Raw genomic sequence first — 18,591 nt, forward strand, 5'->3', positions numbered from 1 at the left:
GGGCGCATCCGCAAGACCAACCCCGCAGCCGTGGGGCGTTTGGTTCATGCAAGTGCGCAGGTTCGATAGAATAGAAACAGAGAATGATACAACAAAGCCTGCGGGAACACGATTGGCGGCCCGCCCAACGCGCAGCAGGGTAACGCCGCCCCCGCGCATACACCAGTCCCGGCCCCGCGGTCAGTCCCGACCCCGCGGTCGACATCGGAGATCCCATGAAGAACCTGATCAACCGCATCCGCGGTGTGGAACGCGACGTCATCGAGAAACCGGGGGACGCGGGTGACGCCCCGTTCTACAAGCCCCAGCGCGACGAGATCGAGATCTTCAAGGCGGCCTACTCGAAGCGCCTGCCGGTGATGCTCAAGGGGCCGACCGGTTGCGGCAAGACCCGCTTCCTGGAGCACATCGCCCACGTCCTGGGCCAGCCGCTGGTGACGGTGTCCTGCCACGAGGACCTGACCAGCTCCGACCTGGTCGGGCGCTTCCTGCTGGAGGGCGAGGAAACCGTCTGGCAGGACGGCCCGCTGACGCGCTCGGTCAAGGAGGGTGCGATCTGCTACCTCGACGAAATCGTCGAGGCGCGCACCGACACCACCGTGGTGATCCACCCGCTGACTGACCACCGCCGCCAGCTCCCGCTGGACAAGAAGTCGCAGATCATCGATGCGCACGAAGACTTCATGCTGGTGATCTCCTACAACCCGGGCTATCAGACCGTACTGAAGGACCTGAAGCCCTCGACCAAGCAGCGCTTCGTCGGTATCCACTTCGACTACCCGGAGGAGGACGTCGAGCGCGAGATCGTGGCCAAGGAATCCGGTGGGCTGGACGCCGATCGCGTGGAGAAGCTGGTCGCCGCCGGGCGCAAGGCGCGCGCGCTGAAGGACCACGGTCTGGAAGAGGCCACCTCCACCCGTGCGCTGGCCTACGCCGGCGAACTGATGCAGGCGGGCTTGAGCCCGCGTGTCGCCTGCCGCGCCGCGATGATTGCCCCGATCACCGATGACCCCGAGCTGATCCAGGCACTGGAGGAGATCTTCGACGCCCACTTCCCCGAGTCCGAAGCCGCGTGAGTGACCCCGCGACTCAAGGCGGCGCGAAACCGGAGGCGGAAGAACTCGTCGAGATCGAGGAGATCCTCCAGCACCTGGAGGACATCAGCTTCGTCGCGCACCGCGATACGAAGGAGGCCCTGCCGTCAATCCGTCCGTTCGGGGCGACCATCGCGCGGCGCTGGATCGAGACCGCGCGCGACCTGTTCTTCCATGACCGCGAGGCCGGCAAGAGCTTCATGCGCCACTCGGCTCGCCTTGCCGAGCACATGCAGACGGTGGAGCTGTGGCTGGAGCAGGCTGCGTGCTTTCAGGAGTGGGTGAACTCCAATTACGCCCTGGAAGGCTTCATGGCGCAGGCCGACCGGGTGTACGCGGAGTGGGGCGAGGCCGGCGAGCGCGAGTGGGCCGAGATCGGCCTGCGCTGGTGCGCACGCAGCCTGCCGGATGCCCGTGCCTATTTCGAGGCCCCATTCGACAAGCTCTCGGGCGGACGCGGCATCGAGGGCCTGCGCGCCCTGATCGAGCCGGCCGAAAAGCTGTTCGACGAGCGTGGCCTGACCCTGGACGCCTACCTCGAGGGTGCCCCGATCGCGCGCAACCTGGTCGGTGACGCGGGGCTGCTTTCCTGGGCGCGGCGCGGGGCGGACTTGCTGAAGGCCGGGCGTTCGCGTGGCGAGGCCTATTTCCGCCTGGAGAGCGACGAGAGTCTGAAGCTCCTGCTGGAGGCGCTGCCGGGCTTCCGTCCACGCATGAACGGGCGCTTCCTGCGCCTGGTGTTGATGGCCTGGCTGGATGCCGACATCCCGCTGGCGGATTCCAGCTGGAAGCCGGGCGAGGGCCGCCCGATGCTCGAGACCGACGGGCGCCGCCTGTTCATGCCGGCCGTGATGGACTCCCGCGAGGAGGCGATCGTCGCCACCCAGCACGCGACCGCGCATCTCGCCTTTGATACCTACGCGCAGTCCGACGTCGAGCGCCTGTTCGAGCGCGCCGGCGCCGAGCATCCGCCGCTGGACGACAAGTCGCGCATCACCTGGCGCCCGTTGTTCGCTCAGTTCGAGGCGCGCATGTTCAGCTTCCAGGTCCTGTTTGACCTGGCCGAGGATCTGCGCGTGAACACGCGCCTGGCCCCGCGCATCCCGAACTTCCTGTCGCGCCTGGTGGAGCTTGCCCGGGCCCACGAGCGTCCGGAGGGTGCGGCCGGCATCTACTACGACTTCGCCCTGCGCGCCCACGAGGCCCTGCTGCGCGGTGAGGCCCAGGACCCGCGCCTGGCGCGCATGCTGGAGTCGGACGCCGATATCGTCACTGCGTGGGCCGTGGGCGAGGAACTGTTCGCCGACGATACCTTCCCGGACATCACGATCGAGGAGCGTGCCGAGGCCTATCTGCCGGGGCTGTCGCTGAACCAGTCGCTGCCGGTCTACCCGCAGCGCAAGCGCGACGGCAGCCTGGCCGATTTCCGCGACCACGAGGCGCACGACGAGCACAAGCTCGAGCACCAGAAACAGGAAGAACAGCCCCAGCAGGCCCCGGAACAGGCGCAGAAGGACCCGGACGCGGATATCCAGACCCCGCAGCAGGAGACCTCCGGCACCGGCGGGCGCATCGGCACCGGCATTCCGCAGCCGGCCCAGGTGGCCAAGCGCGGCGTACCCTATACGCCACGGAAGGACGGCATCCCGTATCCCGAGTGGGACTACCGCGAACAACGCTACATCTCCGACTGGGTGAACCTCTACGAGCGTGTGCTGGACGACGAGAACCCGGAGCTGGCGGCGACCATCCTGTCGGAGAACGCCGACACCCTGAAGCGTCTGACCCGCGGTCTGGAGATGCAGCGCCCGATGCGCCTGGCGCCGCAGCGCAAGCAGCTGGACGGCGACGAGCTGGATACCGAAGCGGTGATCGACTACATCGCCGACAAGAAGGCCGGGCTCTCGCCCAAGGCCTTCATCTACCGCCGCCGCGCGGTGCAGCACCGCGACACCTCGGTGCTGATGCTGGCGGACATGTCCACCTCCATCATGGCGCGCCACCCGAGTGGGCAGGGCAAGATCGTCGACCGCATCCGCGAGGGGATGATGCTGTTCGCCGAGGCGATCGAGAAGGTCGGCGATCCCTACGCGCTCGCCGGCTTTGCCTCCAAGCAGCGTGACCAGGTCAACTACTACTGGTTGAAGGATTTCAACGAGGACCTGAACGACACCGTGCGCGCCCGCATCGCCGGGGTGTCCGGGCGCCTGGCTTCGCGCATGGGGGCGGGCATCCGTCACTCGCTGGAGGCGTTCAAGCGCAACTCCAGCCAGCGCCGCCTGTTGCTGATCCTCACCGACGGACGCCCGGCCGACTACGACGATGGCGGTGACCAGCGCTATCTGCACGAAGACACCCGCATGGCGATGAAGGAGGCGGTGGATGCCGGTATTCACCCCTTCTGCATCACCCTGGACCCGTCCGGGTCCGAGTACCTGCCGGCCATCTTCGGCCCCGGGCACTACACCATCATCGACCACGTGGACGAGCTGCCGCGCCGTCTGCCCGAGATCTACCTGAGGCTGCGCCAGTGAATGCCACCCCCGAAGCCATCGATCAGGACGCCACAGCCCCGGGGTCGGAGCGCGCTCCGGCCCGGCGCCACGCGACCCTGCTGCATGCGCCGCGCTATCGCGGGCACAGCTACGGTGACAATCACCCACTGGGCATCCCGCGCGTCTCGCTGACCATTGACCTGATCGAGGCCTATGACGCGATCACCCCCGGGGAGATGGCCGTCACGCGCAAGGCGCAGCCGGCCGAGCTCGAATGGTTCCACACCCGCGAGTATGTCTCCGCGATGCAGCGCGCCGAGGCGCTGGGCAAGGTCTTCCAGCGCTACCGCGACCGCCACAACATCGGCAACTTCGAAAACCCGTTCTTCGCCGGCTTCTTCGCCACCCCGGCCACTGCCACCTTCGGCTCCATCCAGGGCGCCGAGGTCGTGCTGGGCGGGCAGATGGCCTTTAATCCGGCTGGCGGCATGCACCACGCCGCCCCCGACCAGGCGCGCGGTTTCTGCTACTTCAACGACCCCGCGCTCGCGATCCTGCGCCTGCGCCAGGCCGGTCAGCGTGTGCTCTATCTCGACATCGATGCCCACCATGGCGACGGCGTCGAGGCCGCGTTCATCGATGACCCGGATGTCCTCACCGTCTCCCTGCACATGGATACCGAATACGGCTATCCCTTCGAGGGCGGCCGCATCGAGGACACGGGTCCGCTCGGCAACGCCGTGAATGTGCCGCTGCCGAAGGAGACCAATGACAGCGAATTCCGCGCCGCCTTCACCCGGGTCTGGGACGCGGTGCTTGATCGCTGGCGGCCGGACGTGATTGTCGTCCAGGCCGGCACCGATGCCCTGCTGCCGGATCCGCTCGGCAAGTTCGGCATCTCCACGCAGTGTTTCCTCGCCTGCATCGACGACGTGATCGAGACCAGCCCGCGCCATGCGGATGGCACGCCGAAGCTGCTGGTCCTCGGCGGTGGCGGCTATCACCCCCTCGCGCTCGCCCGCTGCTGGACCGGCGTCTGGGCCCTGCTCACCGGGCGCGACCTCCCCGCCGCGATCCCTGCGGCCGGCCAGGCCTTGCTGCGCGAGGTCGACTGGGACATGGACGAGGAAGAGGCGTGGTACGCGAACCTGTTCGTCTCCCGCCTGGACGCCGACCGTTCCGGCCCCGTGCGTCCCGAACTCGAGGACCGCCTGGAGCGGCTTTTCCATACACACCCGCTGTTGCGCGGGTAGTGAAGAGACGCTGACCCATCACCGGCCCGTGACTGCGGGCACAGACGATACCAAGCCTGGATTGCGGCTCCGTGTCTCCTGGGGCGCCCATCGGGTGTAAAGCTTTCCGACGGGGTTTCGGGCCGTTTTCCCGAAAAATGTCGGAATGGTTTACACGAGGTCCTTCGCGGCGAATCGGGTTTGCGAAAAACTCGCGATCAAACAGGTCTTTAGCGGCTTTGGCGCGTGTCTTGCTTCGTAGTTGCTCGAGAGGGCGAAAGGCGCCCTGAGCGGTCAACAGGCCGGGAGCCGGAGGTGAGTGTGATGCGCAAGTGGTGGAGTAAGCAGGTGGTGGTGCTAGCGGGCGTAATGCTCGCAGGCTCGGTGGCGAACGCGGCCATTATCGAGCTTCCGGACGTCGACGAGACCTATGACGGGATCCCGGTCGCCATTCAGTACAACGATTTCTATTCTTACTCCGGCTCGTTGCTGAACCAGTGGGGTTTCCTGTCCAATGACCAGTTTACCGGGCAGGGCACCGGCACGCTGGATCTGATTGTGGGCACGGGTGCTGGTGGCGCGGATAACCAGGGTATCGGGCCCGGCGGCAGCTACAATTTCGAGGACCCCATGCCCTTGCCGGGTGGCGGTACGACCGACTTCACTGGTGACTGGGGGCTGGGCACCCAGGCCAACGGGCCTGTGCTGGTGGACAACCTCCTGGCGTACCTGGATGCGATTAACCCGGGGGCCACAATCCCCACGTTCATCTTCGATCACAACCAGACAGGCTCAGCCCCCGATCTGTGGGTCCAGGCCGAGGTCTTTATCTACGACCCCGTCACCGGGGAACGCGTGGCTCGCTGGATCTTTGACGACGGCAATGGCGGCCCGGTTCTCTCGCCCGGCGAGGTCGAGGTGATTGGCGATTCGGGCGAGGTGTACGAGGCCGATGCCAACAAGGGAAGCGGCAAGCTGGACTACATCGTGTTTGCCCCGACCATGGATCTCGGCCTGTTCTCCGGCGAAGGCTATCTGTTCGGGATCGATTTCTTTATGGACGACCTGAACAATGGCTTCGAGGAGCTTTATCTCAGCGGTCGGTTCGCCACCACGACCGAGGTTCCGCTCCCTGGGCCGGTCTGGTTGATCGGGCTTGGGCTCGTGATGCTGGGGGCCTTCCGCCGCTATCGGCATTCGGCCCCGGGCCTGTAGCCTCCGCTGCTTTCCTCTGCCGCCCCCTGGCTTCCGGCTCGGGTCGGCCTCTGCCCCGCGCCCTGGCACATGCCAGGGCGCGGCTGTTTGTGCGGCCGTACAATGCCGCCGGTAGTGGCCCGCTCGCGTTGCGGGTTTTCGCAAATCCCGTCCGCTGACGTACGATTCTCCCCCTCATCGGGTGGGTGAGGGTTCGGGGCTTCCCTGAGTCCGTCACCAGGGACCCGCGACCAATCGAGGAGACGCATGCAGCCCGTGCAGAAACTGATACCCGGATACGCCAATGCCAAGGCGACGCGTCGTTACGCAGAGCAGTTCGTGTCCGAGGGCAAGGCCGCCGAGGGGCATTACAGCGAGTTCTCGCGCGCGAAGATGCGCCTGTCGAGCCTCGGGATCGGCACCTTCGGCGGGGCAGCCACCGCCGAGGTCGACGCGCAGATCTCCGCGATCGTTGCGCGTGGCCTGGCCGAGGGCGTCAACGTGGTCGATACCGGCGCGCACTACCGCTACGGCCGGTCGCTGGCCGCGGTGGGGGCTGGCGTGCGTACCGCGCTGGAGGCCGGGGTTCCGCGCGAGGCGATGTTCCTGATCTCCAAGGGCGGCTTCCTGACCCTGCGCGGTGGGCCTCCGGACGATATGGAGGCCTGGTTCCAGCGCGAGATCGAGGCCCAGGGCATGGGCACGAAGGATGATCTGGCCAAGGGCGCGCATCTGCTGACGCCGGAATACCTCCACTACCAGATGGAGCTGTCACGCTCGCTGATGGGGGTGGAGACGCTGGACGCGTTCCTGATCGACCAGCCCGAGGTGCACATCCACGAGATCGGCAAGGAGCCGACCAACCGCAAGCTGGAGCCCGTGTTCGAGATGCTGGAGCGGGCGGTACTCGAAAAGAAGATCCGCACCTACGGCATCTCCACCTTCGAGGGCTTCCGCGAGGAGACCGACGCGGCGGTGTTCCAGTCGCTCACCTCCATGCAGGGCCTGGCCGAACGCGCCGCGCAGACGGTGACCGGCGACGACCATGCGCGGCACCACTTCAAGATCGCCATGCTGCCGTTCAACCAGGTGATGCTGGAAGGCTTTACCCGCTTCAACACCGCGACCGGGCAGGGCAATGTGGCCAGCCCGCTGCAGGCCGCGCACCAGCTGGAGGTGTACATGATCGCCTCGCATTCCATGCTGAAGGGGCATCTGGCGAAACAGTCGGTGGAGGTGGTCGAGCAGCAACTGGCGAGCCTGCCCAACCCGGCGCAGCGCGCGTTGCAGTTCAACCGCTCCACGCCGGGTCTGGGCACCTCGCTGGTCGGCATGAGCACGCCGGAACACCTGGACGACATGCTGGCGGTGATGCGCGAGCCGATGATGGACAAGAAGGCCTATCTCGGCATGTTCAAGAAGGCCGAGGAGTAACCAGGATCCTCGCCCTTCCTTGTAGGAGCGTGCTTGCACGCGAAGCCCCTGCCAAAGCCGGATGCGGGCAGGGGCTTCGCCGGAAAGCCGGTTCCCACAAGGTTCCGGCAGAGATTTCATGTACAAGGGTATGCCATGCAGGTTGATCTGAAGGCCCTCGAATTCCCCGCGATCCAGCGTCTGCTGGAGCGCCTGACTGCCACGCCCTATGGCGCCGACGCCGCGCGCGGGCTGGAACCGGCGCCGAATCTGGATGCGGCGCGGGCGCTGCAAAAGGCGGTGACCGTCGCACGCCAGCGTCTGGATGCCGGCACGCTGCCCCGGCTGGGCCAGCTGCCGGATGTGCGTGCCGCGCTGCGCCAGGCGGCCAACCCCGGTTCGGCCTTGCCGGTACAGGCCCTGCACAATCTCCAGGTCATCATGCGCCAGGCTCGTGAACTGGCGGATCAGTTGGCCGACACCCCGGAGATCTATCCGGCGGATCTGAACAAGCTGTACCCACCCGAGGCGCTGGAACAGCGCCTGGCTGCCTGCCTGAACCCCGGCGGCTCGCTGCGCGAAGACGCCAGCGCCGAGCTGGTCGAGGCCTTCGGGCAGCGCGGGCGGCTGCGTGACGAGGTCGAGGCGGTGGTGAAAAAGCGCCTGGCGGACTCCGATCTTGCGCAGAAGGGCGAGGATGCGCTGAAGGTGCAGTGGCACCAGGAGCGCGCGGTGATGGTGCTGCGCGGCGACGCGGCCGGGGCGGTCAAGGGTGTGCGTCGGGGCACCGCGATGGGGGGGCGTGACCAGATCGTGGAGCCGATCGAGGCGGTCCCGTTGAACAACCAGCTCGATACGGTCAACAGTCAGATCAACACCGAACAGCAGCGTCTGTTGCGCGAGCTGACCGATGGGGTGCGCCAGCATGGCGAGCCGTTGGACCTGATGCTGACCGCGCTGACCTGGATTGATCTGGCCTCGGCCGCCGCACAGCTTTCGGCGCAGATGAATGCCCATGCCCCGAGGCTGGAGCCCGAGGCCGGCGTGGAGCTGATCGAGGCCTACCACCCGCTGCTGCTGTTGCAGTTCGCCGAGGGGAACGGCCCGCAGCCGGTTCCCCTGTCGATTCGCCTGGATGGCGAGCAGCCGCTGTTGCTGATTACCGGCCCGAACACCGGCGGCAAGACGGTCGCGCTGAAGACCCTGGGCCTGCTGGTCACCATGGCCTGGTGCGGGCTGCATATCCCGGCCGAGCAGGACTGTCGCATCGGCCGTTTTGATCGGGTCATGGTCGATGTCGGTGATCACCAGAGCCTGTTCCACCATCTGTCGACCTTCGCCGGGCATGTGGAGGTGCTCAAGCGGATCCTCGACCATGCTCGCTCCGAAAGCCTGATCCTGCTGGACGAGCTGGGTACCGGTACCGACCCCGACGAAGGTGCAGCCCTCGCCATGGCGATGCTGGACGAGCTGCGCGCCCGCGGTACGCGCGGGATCGTGAATACCCACCTGGCACCGCTGAAGGACTACGCGGCGCAGCATGCGGGCATCGTGAATGCCTCGATGCAGTTCGACGCGGAGACCCTCTCGCCCACCTATCGGTTGCTGATCGGCGAGCCGGGGGTCTCCTTCGGGTTGACCATCGCCGAGAAGAACGGCCTGCCACCGCAGCTGGTGGCGCGGGCCCGCGAGCATTTCGCCGAGCTGCCCACCGCGCAGGCCGGGGGCGAGCACAGCTGACCTACGGTGTCGGCTCGGTTTGACGTCGGGGCCGCCCAAAAAGATCGCCACGTCGCTTCGCGCCTCGCGATGACGGTGCTTGTTGCCCCCGTCATTGCGAGGCCCCGCAGGGGCCCTGGCAATCTCGTGGGAGCGGGCAGGGCGGCGGGGTCGGTTAGCCCCGTGTGCCGGTGGCTACGTCGCTGGCTCCCCGCGAGGACCGGCGCGGGCCCATCCGCTTTATGGCGTGAAATGGGGGCGATTTCATATTAGGATGGTGGGCTATTTTGATTTGTGGTGCGTGATCACCCGACGATCGTGCACAAGCCCCCGGTAAGGAAGTCGACCACCATGTCCGAGTCCGCAAGCTCCGCCACCGCCATCACCGGCGCCGAAATCTTCTGTCGCAGCCTCCAGGCCGAGGGCGTCGAAGTTGTATTCGGGTATCCCGGTGGTGCGGTACTGCACATCTATGATGCGCTGTACCGGCAGGACAAGGTCTCCCACGTGCTGGTGCGCCACGAGCAGGGTGCGGTGCACGCGGCCGAGGGCTATGCCAAGTCCTCCTACAAGCCGGGCGTGGCCCTGGTCACCTCGGGCCCCGGCGCGACCAACGCGATTACCGGGATTGCCGATGCCTACATGGATTCGGTTCCGCTGGTGGTGTTCACCGGCCAGGTGCCGACCAGCATGATCGGCAACGACGCCTTCCAGGAAGTGGATACCGTGGGGATCACGCGTCCCTGCGTGAAGCACAACTTCCTGGTCAAGGACGTGAAGGACCTGGCGACCACGATCAAGAAGGCCTTCTACGTGGCGACCACCGGGCGCCCCGGCCCGGTGGTGGTCGATATCCCGAAGGACGTGACCGCCGATACCTGCGTGTTCGAGTACCCGGAGAGCATCCACATGCGCTCCTACAACCCGACCACGAAGGGGCATACCGGCCAGATCCGCAAGGCGGTGGACCTGATCCTGTCGGCCAAGCAGCCGATGATCTACACCGGCGGCGGCGTGATCCTGGGGCGTGGCTCCGAGGCCCTGACCGAGTTCACCCGCCAGCTTGGCTATCCGATCACCAACACCCTGATGGGGCTGGGTGGCTATCCGGCGTCGGACAAGCAGTTCCTGGGCATGCTGGGCATGCACGGCACCTACGAGGCCAACATGGCCATGCACCACGCGGATGTGCTGATCGCCATTGGCGCGCGCTTCGATGACCGCGTGACCGGCAACATCGAGAAGTTCTGTCCGCATGCGAAGATCGTGCATGTGGACGTCGATCCGTCCTCCATCTCCAAGAACGTGAAGGTGGACGTGCCGATCGTCGGCGAGGTCGAGCCGGTGCTGCGCGAACTGATCAAGGGCCTGAACGAGGCCGGCAGCAAGCCGGACGCCGAGGCCCTGGCCACCTGGTGGAAACAGATCGCGGAATGGCAGGCGCAGGACTGCCTGAAGTACGACCAGACCTCCGGGCTGATCAAGCCGCAGTACGTGGTGCAAAAGTTCTGGGAACTGACCGAGGGCGATGCCTACGTGACCTCCGATGTCGGCCAGCACCAGATGTGGGCGGCGCAGTTCTATCGCTTCGACAAGCCCAATCGCTGGATCAACTCTGGTGGCCTGGGCACGATGGGCGTGGGTCTGCCGTTTGCGATGGGCGTGCAGTTCGCGCATCCGGAGGCGACGGTGGGCTGCATTACCGGTGAGGCCAGCATCCAGATGTGCATCCAGGAGCTGTCGACCTGCTTCCAGTACCAGCTGCCGCTGAAGATCCTGAACCTGAACAACCGCTACCTGGGCATGGTCCGGCAGTGGCAGGAGTTCTTCTATCAGGGCCGCTACGCCATGTCCTACATGGATGCGCTGCCGGACTTCGTGAAGCTGGCCGAGGCCTATGGCCACGTCGGTATCCAGATCACCCAGCCGGGCGACGTCGAGGGTGCGATCAAGGAGGCCCTGGCGCAGAAGGACCGCCTGGTGTTCATGGACTTCATTACCGACCAGTCCGAGAACGTGTATCCGATGATCCCGGCCGGTGCCGGCCAGAACGAAATGATCCTGGTCTGAGCCGGGTACAGGGAAGAGCCGTATGCGTCATATCATTAGTGTCCTGCTGGAAAACGAATCCGGTGCCCTCTCGCGGGTGGCCGGACTGTTCTCCGCGCGTGGTTACAACATCGAATCACTGACTGTCGCGCCGACCGACGACCCGTCGCTGTCGCGCATGACCATCGTCACCAGCGGTTCCGACGAAATCGTCGAGCAGATCACCAAGCAGCTGAACAAGCTGATCGACGTGATCAAGCTGCTGGACATGACCGCCTATCCGCACATCGAGCGCGAGATGGCGCTGGTCAAGGTGCGTGTGCCGGAGGCCGCCGAGCGCGAGGAGGTCAAACGCCTGGCGGATATCTTCCGCGGCCGGATCATCGACGTGGCCCACGACAGCTACGTGATCGAGATCACCGGCGAGGGCTCCAAGCTGGACGCCTTCCTCGTGGCCCTCGACGCGTTTACCGTCCTGGAGGTCGTGCGCTCCGGCGTGATGGGCATCGCCCGGGGCGACGTCGCCCTGCAAATCTGAATCCCCGGGCCCGGCCCCCGGTTGCGGGGGCCGGGCCCGTTTGTTTGCCATGGGCCCCGCTTGGGGCTGATATCAAGGAAATTGCGATGAATCTTTATTACGACAAAGACGCCGACCTCTCCATCATCAAGGGCATGAAGGTGGCCATCATCGGCTACGGTTCGCAGGGCCACGCCCATGCGAACAACCTCAAGGACTCCGGTGTGGACGTGACCGTGGGTCTGCGCGAAGGCTCCAGCTCGCGCGCCAAGGCCGAAGAAGCCGGTCTGACGGTGGCCGATGTCGACGCCGCGACCGCCGGCGCCGACCTGATCATGGTGCTGGCCCCGGACGAGTACCAGGCCGCGCTGTACCGCGACGTGCTGGAGCCGAACCTGAAGCAGGGCGCGACGCTGGCCTTTGCCCACGGCTTCGCGATCCACTACAACCAGATCGAGCCGCGCAAGGACCTGGACGTGATCATGATTGCGCCCAAGGCCCCGGGCCACACCGTGCGCTCCGAGTTCGTGCGCGGCGGCGGCATCCCCGATCTGATCGCGATCCAGCAGGACGCCTCCGGCAAGGCGCGCGACATCGCGATGTCCTACGCCTCGGCGATCGGCGGCGGGCGTACTGGCATCATCGAGACCAGCTTCAAGGACGAGACCGAAACCGACCTGTTCGGCGAGCAGGCCGTGCTGTGTGGGGGTGCCGTGGAACTGGTCAAGGCGGGCTTCGAGACCCTGACCGAGGCGGGGTATGCACCGGAGATGGCCTACTTCGAGTGCCTGCACGAGCTTAAGCTGATCGTGGATCTTATGTACGAGGGCGGCATCGCCAACATGAACTACTCGATCTCCAACAACGCCGAATATGGCGAGTACGTGACCGGTCCGAAGGTGATCAACGAAGAGTCGCGCTGGGCCATGCGCGAGGCGCTGCGCAACATCCAGAATGGCGAGTACGCCAAGCAGTTCATCCTGGAAGGCGCGATGAACTACCCGTCGATGACCGCCAACCGACGCCTGAACGCCGCCCACGAGATCGAGCAGGTCGGCGAGCGTCTGCGCTCCATGATGCCGTGGATCACGGCCAACCAGCTGGTCGACAAGTCCCGCAACTGATGCGAGGCCCTGCGATGGACATTATGGTCTGTCGCAGGGCGTCCTCTCTCTCGAGCACCCGATGCTGTTTCCGCTAGCTCCCGAAGGCCGTCTGTTCGTCATCATCGCCGCGTGGATGACGGTGATTACGCTGCTGGTCGGGGAGGCGGAGCTGGGCCTGTTCATGGTGATCCTCACCGTGGCCCTGATGGGGCTGTTCCGGAACGTGCGGCGCAAGGCCCCGGCACCGGCCCTGGGCGTGATCGCCCCGGCCGATGGCACGATCGAGTCGATTACCGAGACCCGGGATCCGTTTACGAAAAAGCCGGCGGTCTGCATCCGCCTGCGTCAGCGCCGCCTGGGCGAATACAACGTGCACGCCCCGCAGGAGGCCGAAATTCGCGAACGGGTCTGGCCCGGCAAGGAGACCGACGAGGCGCCGGATGCCCAGTTGGAGGGGCGTCTGGCCTATGCGCTGGAGACCGACGAGGGCACCCGGCTGACCCTGGCACTCAGCGTCGATCACTGGCCCCGCATGGTGCGCATGCAGAACAACGTCCCCGGCAACCGCCTAGGACGCGGCAAGCGCATGGGGTTCGCCGGCTTTGGTGGTACCTTCGAGGTCTGGCTGCCGGTCGGCGCGCAGGTGATGGTCGAGCCGGGTCAGCGGGTCCTGGCGGGTTCGGCCTTGCTCGGCGGGTTACCCGAATCCGAGGCGACCGGGGACGACGAGAGCGCGGCGGAGGTGCTGCAATGAGTGCAGGGGACGAAGGCGACCGACGGACGGATCCCGAGCCGGACTACATCGAGGGCGAGGATACCGTCGCCGACGACCAGCCGCCCCATCGCCGGCGCCGGCGCGGGGTGTATCTGCTGCCCAACCTGTTCACCACCGGGGTGCTGTTCTCCGGGTTCTTCGCCATCGTCTCCGCGATCAACGGCGAATACATCACCGCCGCCATCGCGATTTTCGTGGCCATGGTGCTGGACACCCTGGATGGCCGCGTCGCGCGCATGACCGACACCCAAAGCGAGTTCGGCGCGCAGTACGACTCGCTGTCGGATCTGGTGTCCTTCGGTGTGGCCCCGGCGCTGGTGGTCTACCTCTGGCAACTGCACGACCTCGGCAACTTCGGCTGGGTGGCGGCGTTCTTCTTTGCCACCGCCGCGGCGCTACGGCTGGCGCGCTTCAACAGCCGGCTCGCGGTCAGCGACAAGCGTTTTTTCCAGGGGCTGCCAAGCCCCGCCAGCGCCGCGATCCTGGTGGGCATGGTCTGGGTGCTGGAGGACTGGGGCATCCCGGCGGAGCTGGCCGACCCCTATCTGGTGGGCATCCTGGTGGTCACCGTGCTCGCCGGGGCGGCAATGGTCAGCAACCTGACCTACTTCAGCTTCAAGGACATGGACTTCAAGCACCGGGTGCCTTTCCTGGCGATTGTCGGGGTGGTGCTGGCGCTGATGCTGCTGGCCCTGGATCCGCCCAAGGTCCTGCTGGCGGCCTTCGTCATCTATGCCCTGTCCGGACCGTTGCTGACCCTGGAGCGCTGGCGCCGGCATCGTCGCCGGGCGCCGTCGGGGGGGTAGCCGCGTGTTGCTGTCGGTGCGCCAGCGCCGCATCCTCGCGGACATGGGCATTCCGGTGTGGCGCTCGCGCATCGCGCTGGAGGACAAGACCGAGGCCGCGGCGCTTCCGGCGGAATCCGCCCTTGTGGCGGGCGAGCACGCCGAGGTCGTGGATGCCGGGGCGCCGGGCGCCGCGGTCGATACCCTGGACTGGGAGGCCCTGGAGGCGCGGGTGCGTGGCTGCCATGCCTGCGTCGAGCTGGCCCGCGAACGCACGCAGACCGTGTTCGGGGTGGGCGACCCGCGCGCGCGCTGGCTGTTCGTCGGCGAGGCCCCGGGTGCGGAAGAGGACCGCCGTGGCGAGCCCTTCGTGGGTCGTGCGGGGCAGCTGCTGGACAACATGCTGCTGGCGCTGGGCCTGGACCGGAGCCGCGATGTCTTCATCGCTAATCTGCTGAAGTGCCGCCCGCCCGGAAACCGTGACCCGAAACCCCAGGAGTCCGCGGCCTGCCGCGGGTTTCTCGATCGCCAGATCGAGCTGATCCAGCCGGAGGTCATTGTGGCGCTGGGGCGTGTAGCGGCCCACGCCTTGCTGGCGACGGACGAGCCTCTCGGTCGGCTGCGTGGCACGGAGCAGCGCTACCAGGGCGTTCCTCTGATCGTGACCTACCATCCGGCCTACCTGCTGCGAAAGCCGGGTGACAAGGCCCGTGCCTGGCAGGACCTGCAGCGCGCCCGGACCTGTCTGTCAGAACCGCTCACTGATTGAGGGATTGGGAACCTTGGCCGAGTCGCCGGGTTCCGAACCAACGACACCTCGCCCCGTCCTTTCCTTCACTGCTGCTGGAGAAGCCTGCGTCATGAGTGCCGAACCCCGCGTCCAGCCCGAGTTGCGCCGCATGCAGGTGGCCGATGTGGAAGGCGTGATGCGCGTGGAGCGCGAGGCCTATGTGTACCCCTGGACCGCCCGCATCTTCGAGGACTGCCTTCGGGTGGGTTACGACTGCTGGGTGCTGGCGGTGGATGGTCGCCAGGTGGGGCATAGTGTGCTGACGGTGGCCGCCGGCGAGGCCCACCTGCTCAACCTTACGGTGGACCCGCGCTGGCAGGGCAACGGGCTTGGCCGTTTCATGGTCCGTCGCCTGTTTGACTATGTGTGCAGTCAGGACGCAGAGGCGTTGTTCCTCGAGGTGCGCCCATCCAATGTGGCGGCGGTGCAGCTCTACCGCTCCGAGGGTTTTGAGCATATCGGCACCCGTCCGCGCTATTACCCGCTCCCCAGCGGCCGCGAGGATGCCTGGGTGCTGACGCGTCGCTGCGCCGCGCCCGCCGGGTCTTGACTCGTCGGTTCAGCGCCGGAGTGTGAAGTCAGTCACAGCGTCGGGTGCAAAATCCGTAACCCGGTCGGGTTTTGCCGCCTTGGGTTCTCGTCCCGGGACCTCCGCGTTGTGACGGTCACCCCCCGGGTCTATGATCGAACTCGGTATTGGCCCCGACTCCGGATGAGGTAACCCATGTCCCGATCCCTACGTGCATTGTTTGTTTCGCTCCCCCTGGCGCTGCCGCTCTTGGCTACCGGAGGGCTTGCCCATGCCCAGCAGGCCTTCGGCTACGACGAGGCCGAGCGCCAGCAGGAGCTGCTGGAAGTCTGGTACGAGATCCGTGAAAGCAACGCACAGAAGGGCAATACGGCGGCGATGTTCGACGTGGGCATGGCGAACTACGCCGGGCGCGGCACGGCGGTGGACTACGATCAGGCCCTGCGCTGGTTTGCTCGCGCTGCGGATGCCGACCACGCCAGTGCGCATTACTATCTGGGTTACCTCTTCGCGACCGGCAAGGGCACCTCGGCCGACGCCGAACGCAGTCACGAACATTACTCACGCGCGGCGGAATTGGGTCATGCCGATGCCCAGTACTGGCTGGGCAGCCATCTGGCCAATGGCGAGCAGGATCCGGCCGCCGCACTCGAGTGGCTGGGCAAGGCGGCAGATCAGGGACTGCCTGCCGCGCAGTATTATGTGGGGCTGATGCACGAGAATGGTCAGGGCACCACGCGTGATCCGGCCGCCGCCGCGCGCTGGTATACCGCTGCAGCGGAGCAGGGCTACCGGCATGCCCAGATCGGGCTGGGTCGCCTGCACCAGAACGGTCGCGGGGTCGAACGTGATCTGGTGCAGGCGCATGTCTGGTACAGCATGGCGGACGACCGGGAACGCCTGGCCTCGCTGGAGACCCGCATGAACAACCGTGACCTGGTGACTGCCCAGGGGCGCCTCAAGGAACAGAACGCCGCGCTTCAGGCGGCCTCGGCGCGCTGATCGGGCAGCGCCGGAACCCATGCAAACGGCCCCGTTTTTCGGGGCCGTTTGCATGTTGGGCCCCCGGAAAGATGAACCGGACCCGCGCTTTCGCGTTAAACTTACGGGCTGATTCAAGCGGCCCGTATTCATGTCCTTTATCGAGGAAACCCGCCGACGCCGGACCTTCGCGATCATTTCGCACCCGGACGCCGGTAAGACCACCATGACCGAAAAGCTCCTGCTGTACGGCGGCGCGATCCAGCTCGCCGGTACGGTCAAGGGGCGCAAGTCAGCGCGCCATGCCACCTCCGACTGGATGGAGATGGAGAAATCGCGTGGCATTTCGGTCACTTCTTCCGTCATGCAGTACCCGTACAAGGGCCGCATGGTGAACCTGCTGGACACCCCGGGACACGCGGACTTCTCCGAGGACACCTATCGCACGCTGACCGCAGTGGACTCCGCGCTGATGGTGATCGACGCCGCCAAGGGTGTCGAGGAACGGACTATCAAGCTGATGGAGGTCTGCCGGCTGCGCGATACGCCGATCATGACCTTCGTGAACAAGATGGACCGCGAGGGCCGCGATCCGATCGAGTTGCTGGACGAGGTCGAGGAGGTGCTGAAGATCCAGTGCGCCCCGATCACCTGGCCGATCGGCTCGGGAAAGCGCTTCCGTGGCGTCTATCACCTCCGCCGCGACGCGGTGCATCTGTACGACCCCGAAGAGGGCGGCAAGAAGTCCACCGGCGAGATCATCGAGGGCCTGGACAACCCGCGCCTGGACGAGGTGCTGGGGCCGCAGGCCGGGGAGCTGCGCGAGGAACTGGAACTGGTGCAGGGCGCCTCGCACGCATTTGACCCGGAGGCCTACCTGAGCGGTGCGCAGACCCCGGTGTTCTTCGGCTCGGCGATCAACAACTTCGGGATCGAGGAGCTGCTGGACGACTTCGTCGAGTATGCTCCGGGCCCGTTGCCGCGCCCGACCCACTCGCGCAAGGTAGAGCCGACCGAGGAGAAGTTCACCGGCTTCGTGTTCAAGATCCAGGCGAACATGGACCCGAACCACCGCGACCGCATCGCGTTCATGCGCATCTGCTCGGGCACCTTCGACAAGGGCGCCAAGCTGCGCCACGTGCGCATCGGGCGCGACGTGAAGATCCCGGACGCGCTGACCTTCCTGGCCTCCGACCGCGAGCATGTGGAGACCGCCTATCCCGGCGACATCATCGGCATCCACAACCACGGCACCATCCGCATCGGGGATACCTTCACTCAGGGCGAGGACCTCACCTTCACTGGTGTGCCGAACTTCGCCCCGGAGCTGTTCCGCCGCGCGCAGTTGAAGGACCCGCTGAAGATGAAGCAGCTCGCCAAGGGGCTGCAGGAGCTGTGCGAGGAGGGTGCGACCCAGCTCTATCGCCCGTTGACCAACAACGACCTGATCCTGGGGGCGGTCGGCGTGCTGCAGTTCGAGGTAGTCGCCGAACGCCTGCGCACCGAGTACAAGGTGGAGGCACAGTTCGAGAACGTGAACGTCCAGACGGCGCGCTGGGTCGAAAGCGATGATCCGAAGAAATTCGACGAGTTCAAGGAGAAGGCGGCGACCAACCTGGCGATCGACCACGGCGGCGATCTGGTCTATATCGCCCCGACCCGGGTCAACCTGCAGATGGCGCAGGAGAAGTGGCCGGAGATCCGCTTCCAGTCGACCCGCGAGCACGGCCAGCCGACGGAGTAACCTCCGCGCTCCTAACTACTCCCTCGGCGCGCGGGATATTGCCCCGTCATTGCGAGGAGCGAAGCGACGAAGCAATCTCCCGTGGGCCATCGGATCTAGCTGGGGTGCGAGCTTCTGGAGGTTGCCGCGGCGCCTTCGGCGCCTCGAAATGACGTTGCATCTTGCCTG

General features: G+C 66.1%; 15 protein-coding genes. All 15 read left to right on the forward strand.

Annotation, left to right across the window (positions count from 1 at the left end; genetic code table 11):
* Positions 1 to 215 precede the first annotated feature (215 nt).
* The 15 genes from F792_RS0103755 (at position 216) to F792_RS0103825 (ending at position 18,423) form a co-directional block, all read left to right on the forward strand.
* Positions 216 to 1,076: a CbbQ/NirQ/NorQ/GpvN family protein gene (locus F792_RS0103755; protein WP_018168425.1), complete on the forward strand. Its 861-nt coding sequence runs from the start codon at positions 216 to 218 to the stop codon at positions 1,074 to 1,076.
* Positions 1,073 to 3,628: a nitric oxide reductase activation protein NorD gene (locus F792_RS0103760; RefSeq protein ID WP_018168426.1), complete on the forward strand. Its 2,556-nt coding sequence runs from the start codon at positions 1,073 to 1,075 to the stop codon at positions 3,626 to 3,628. The genes F792_RS0103755 and F792_RS0103760 overlap by 4 nt, the downstream gene beginning before the upstream one ends.
* Complete coding sequence (locus tag F792_RS0103765) at positions 3,625 to 4,842, forward strand: acetoin utilization protein AcuC (RefSeq protein ID WP_018168427.1); 1,218 nt, start codon at positions 3,625 to 3,627, stop codon at positions 4,840 to 4,842. The genes F792_RS0103760 and F792_RS0103765 overlap by 4 nt, the downstream gene beginning before the upstream one ends.
* Before the next feature lie 303 nt (positions 4,843 to 5,145).
* Positions 5,146 to 6,036, forward strand: coding sequence for a PEP-CTERM domain protein (locus tag F792_RS0103770; protein ID WP_018168428.1), 891 nt, complete (start codon positions 5,146 to 5,148; stop codon positions 6,034 to 6,036).
* Positions 6,037 to 6,282: 246 nt separating this feature from the next.
* A complete protein-coding gene (locus F792_RS0103775) occupies positions 6,283 to 7,449 on the forward strand; it encodes an aldo/keto reductase (RefSeq protein ID WP_018168429.1) in 1,167 nt (388 codons plus the stop codon).
* A gap of 135 nt (positions 7,450 to 7,584) precedes the next feature.
* Entirely contained in the window at positions 7,585 to 9,168 is a 1,584-nt protein-coding gene (locus tag F792_RS0103780) for a DNA mismatch repair protein MutS (RefSeq protein ID WP_018168430.1), read from the forward strand.
* 330 nt (positions 9,169 to 9,498) lie between these two features.
* Positions 9,499 to 11,217: a biosynthetic-type acetolactate synthase large subunit gene (ilvB, locus tag F792_RS0103785; protein ID WP_018168431.1), complete on the forward strand. Its 1,719-nt coding sequence runs from the start codon at positions 9,499 to 9,501 to the stop codon at positions 11,215 to 11,217.
* 22 nt (positions 11,218 to 11,239) lie between these two features.
* On the forward strand, positions 11,240 to 11,734 hold the full coding sequence (ilvN, locus tag F792_RS0103790) for an acetolactate synthase small subunit (RefSeq protein ID WP_018143980.1): 495 nt from the start codon (positions 11,240 to 11,242) through the stop codon (positions 11,732 to 11,734).
* An 86-nt stretch (positions 11,735 to 11,820) separates the two neighbouring features.
* On the forward strand, positions 11,821 to 12,837 hold the full coding sequence (gene ilvC, locus F792_RS0103795) for a ketol-acid reductoisomerase (protein ID WP_018168432.1): 1,017 nt from the start codon (positions 11,821 to 11,823) through the stop codon (positions 12,835 to 12,837).
* Between the two features lie 61 nt (positions 12,838 to 12,898).
* The gene (locus F792_RS0103800) at positions 12,899 to 13,573 is read left to right on the forward strand and encodes a phosphatidylserine decarboxylase (protein WP_018168433.1); all 675 of its coding nucleotides are present in this window, start codon (positions 12,899 to 12,901) and stop codon (positions 13,571 to 13,573) included.
* Entirely contained in the window at positions 13,570 to 14,400 is an 831-nt protein-coding gene (pssA, locus tag F792_RS0103805; protein ID WP_018168434.1) for a CDP-diacylglycerol--serine O-phosphatidyltransferase, read from the forward strand. The genes F792_RS0103800 and pssA overlap by 4 nt, the downstream gene beginning before the upstream one ends.
* Positions 14,401 to 14,404: 4 nt before the next feature.
* Positions 14,405 to 15,148, forward strand: coding sequence for a uracil-DNA glycosylase family protein (locus F792_RS0103810; protein WP_018168435.1), 744 nt, complete (start codon positions 14,405 to 14,407; stop codon positions 15,146 to 15,148).
* Between the two features lie 91 nt (positions 15,149 to 15,239).
* The gene (gene rimI, locus F792_RS0103815) at positions 15,240 to 15,719 is read left to right on the forward strand and encodes a ribosomal protein S18-alanine N-acetyltransferase (protein WP_018168436.1); all 480 of its coding nucleotides are present in this window, start codon (positions 15,240 to 15,242) and stop codon (positions 15,717 to 15,719) included.
* A 174-nt stretch (positions 15,720 to 15,893) separates the two neighbouring features.
* A complete protein-coding gene (locus tag F792_RS0103820) occupies positions 15,894 to 16,700 on the forward strand; it encodes a tetratricopeptide repeat protein (protein WP_038084332.1) in 807 nt (268 codons plus the stop codon).
* Between the two features lie 130 nt (positions 16,701 to 16,830).
* A complete protein-coding gene (locus F792_RS0103825) occupies positions 16,831 to 18,423 on the forward strand; it encodes a peptide chain release factor 3 (RefSeq protein ID WP_018143973.1) in 1,593 nt (530 codons plus the stop codon).
* Positions 18,424 to 18,591: the final 168 nt, after the last annotated feature.

The sequence above is a fragment of the Thioalkalivibrio sp. ALMg9 genome (assembly GCF_000380625.1).
Taxonomy (GTDB): Bacteria; Pseudomonadota; Gammaproteobacteria; order Ectothiorhodospirales; family Ectothiorhodospiraceae; genus Thioalkalivibrio; species Thioalkalivibrio versutus.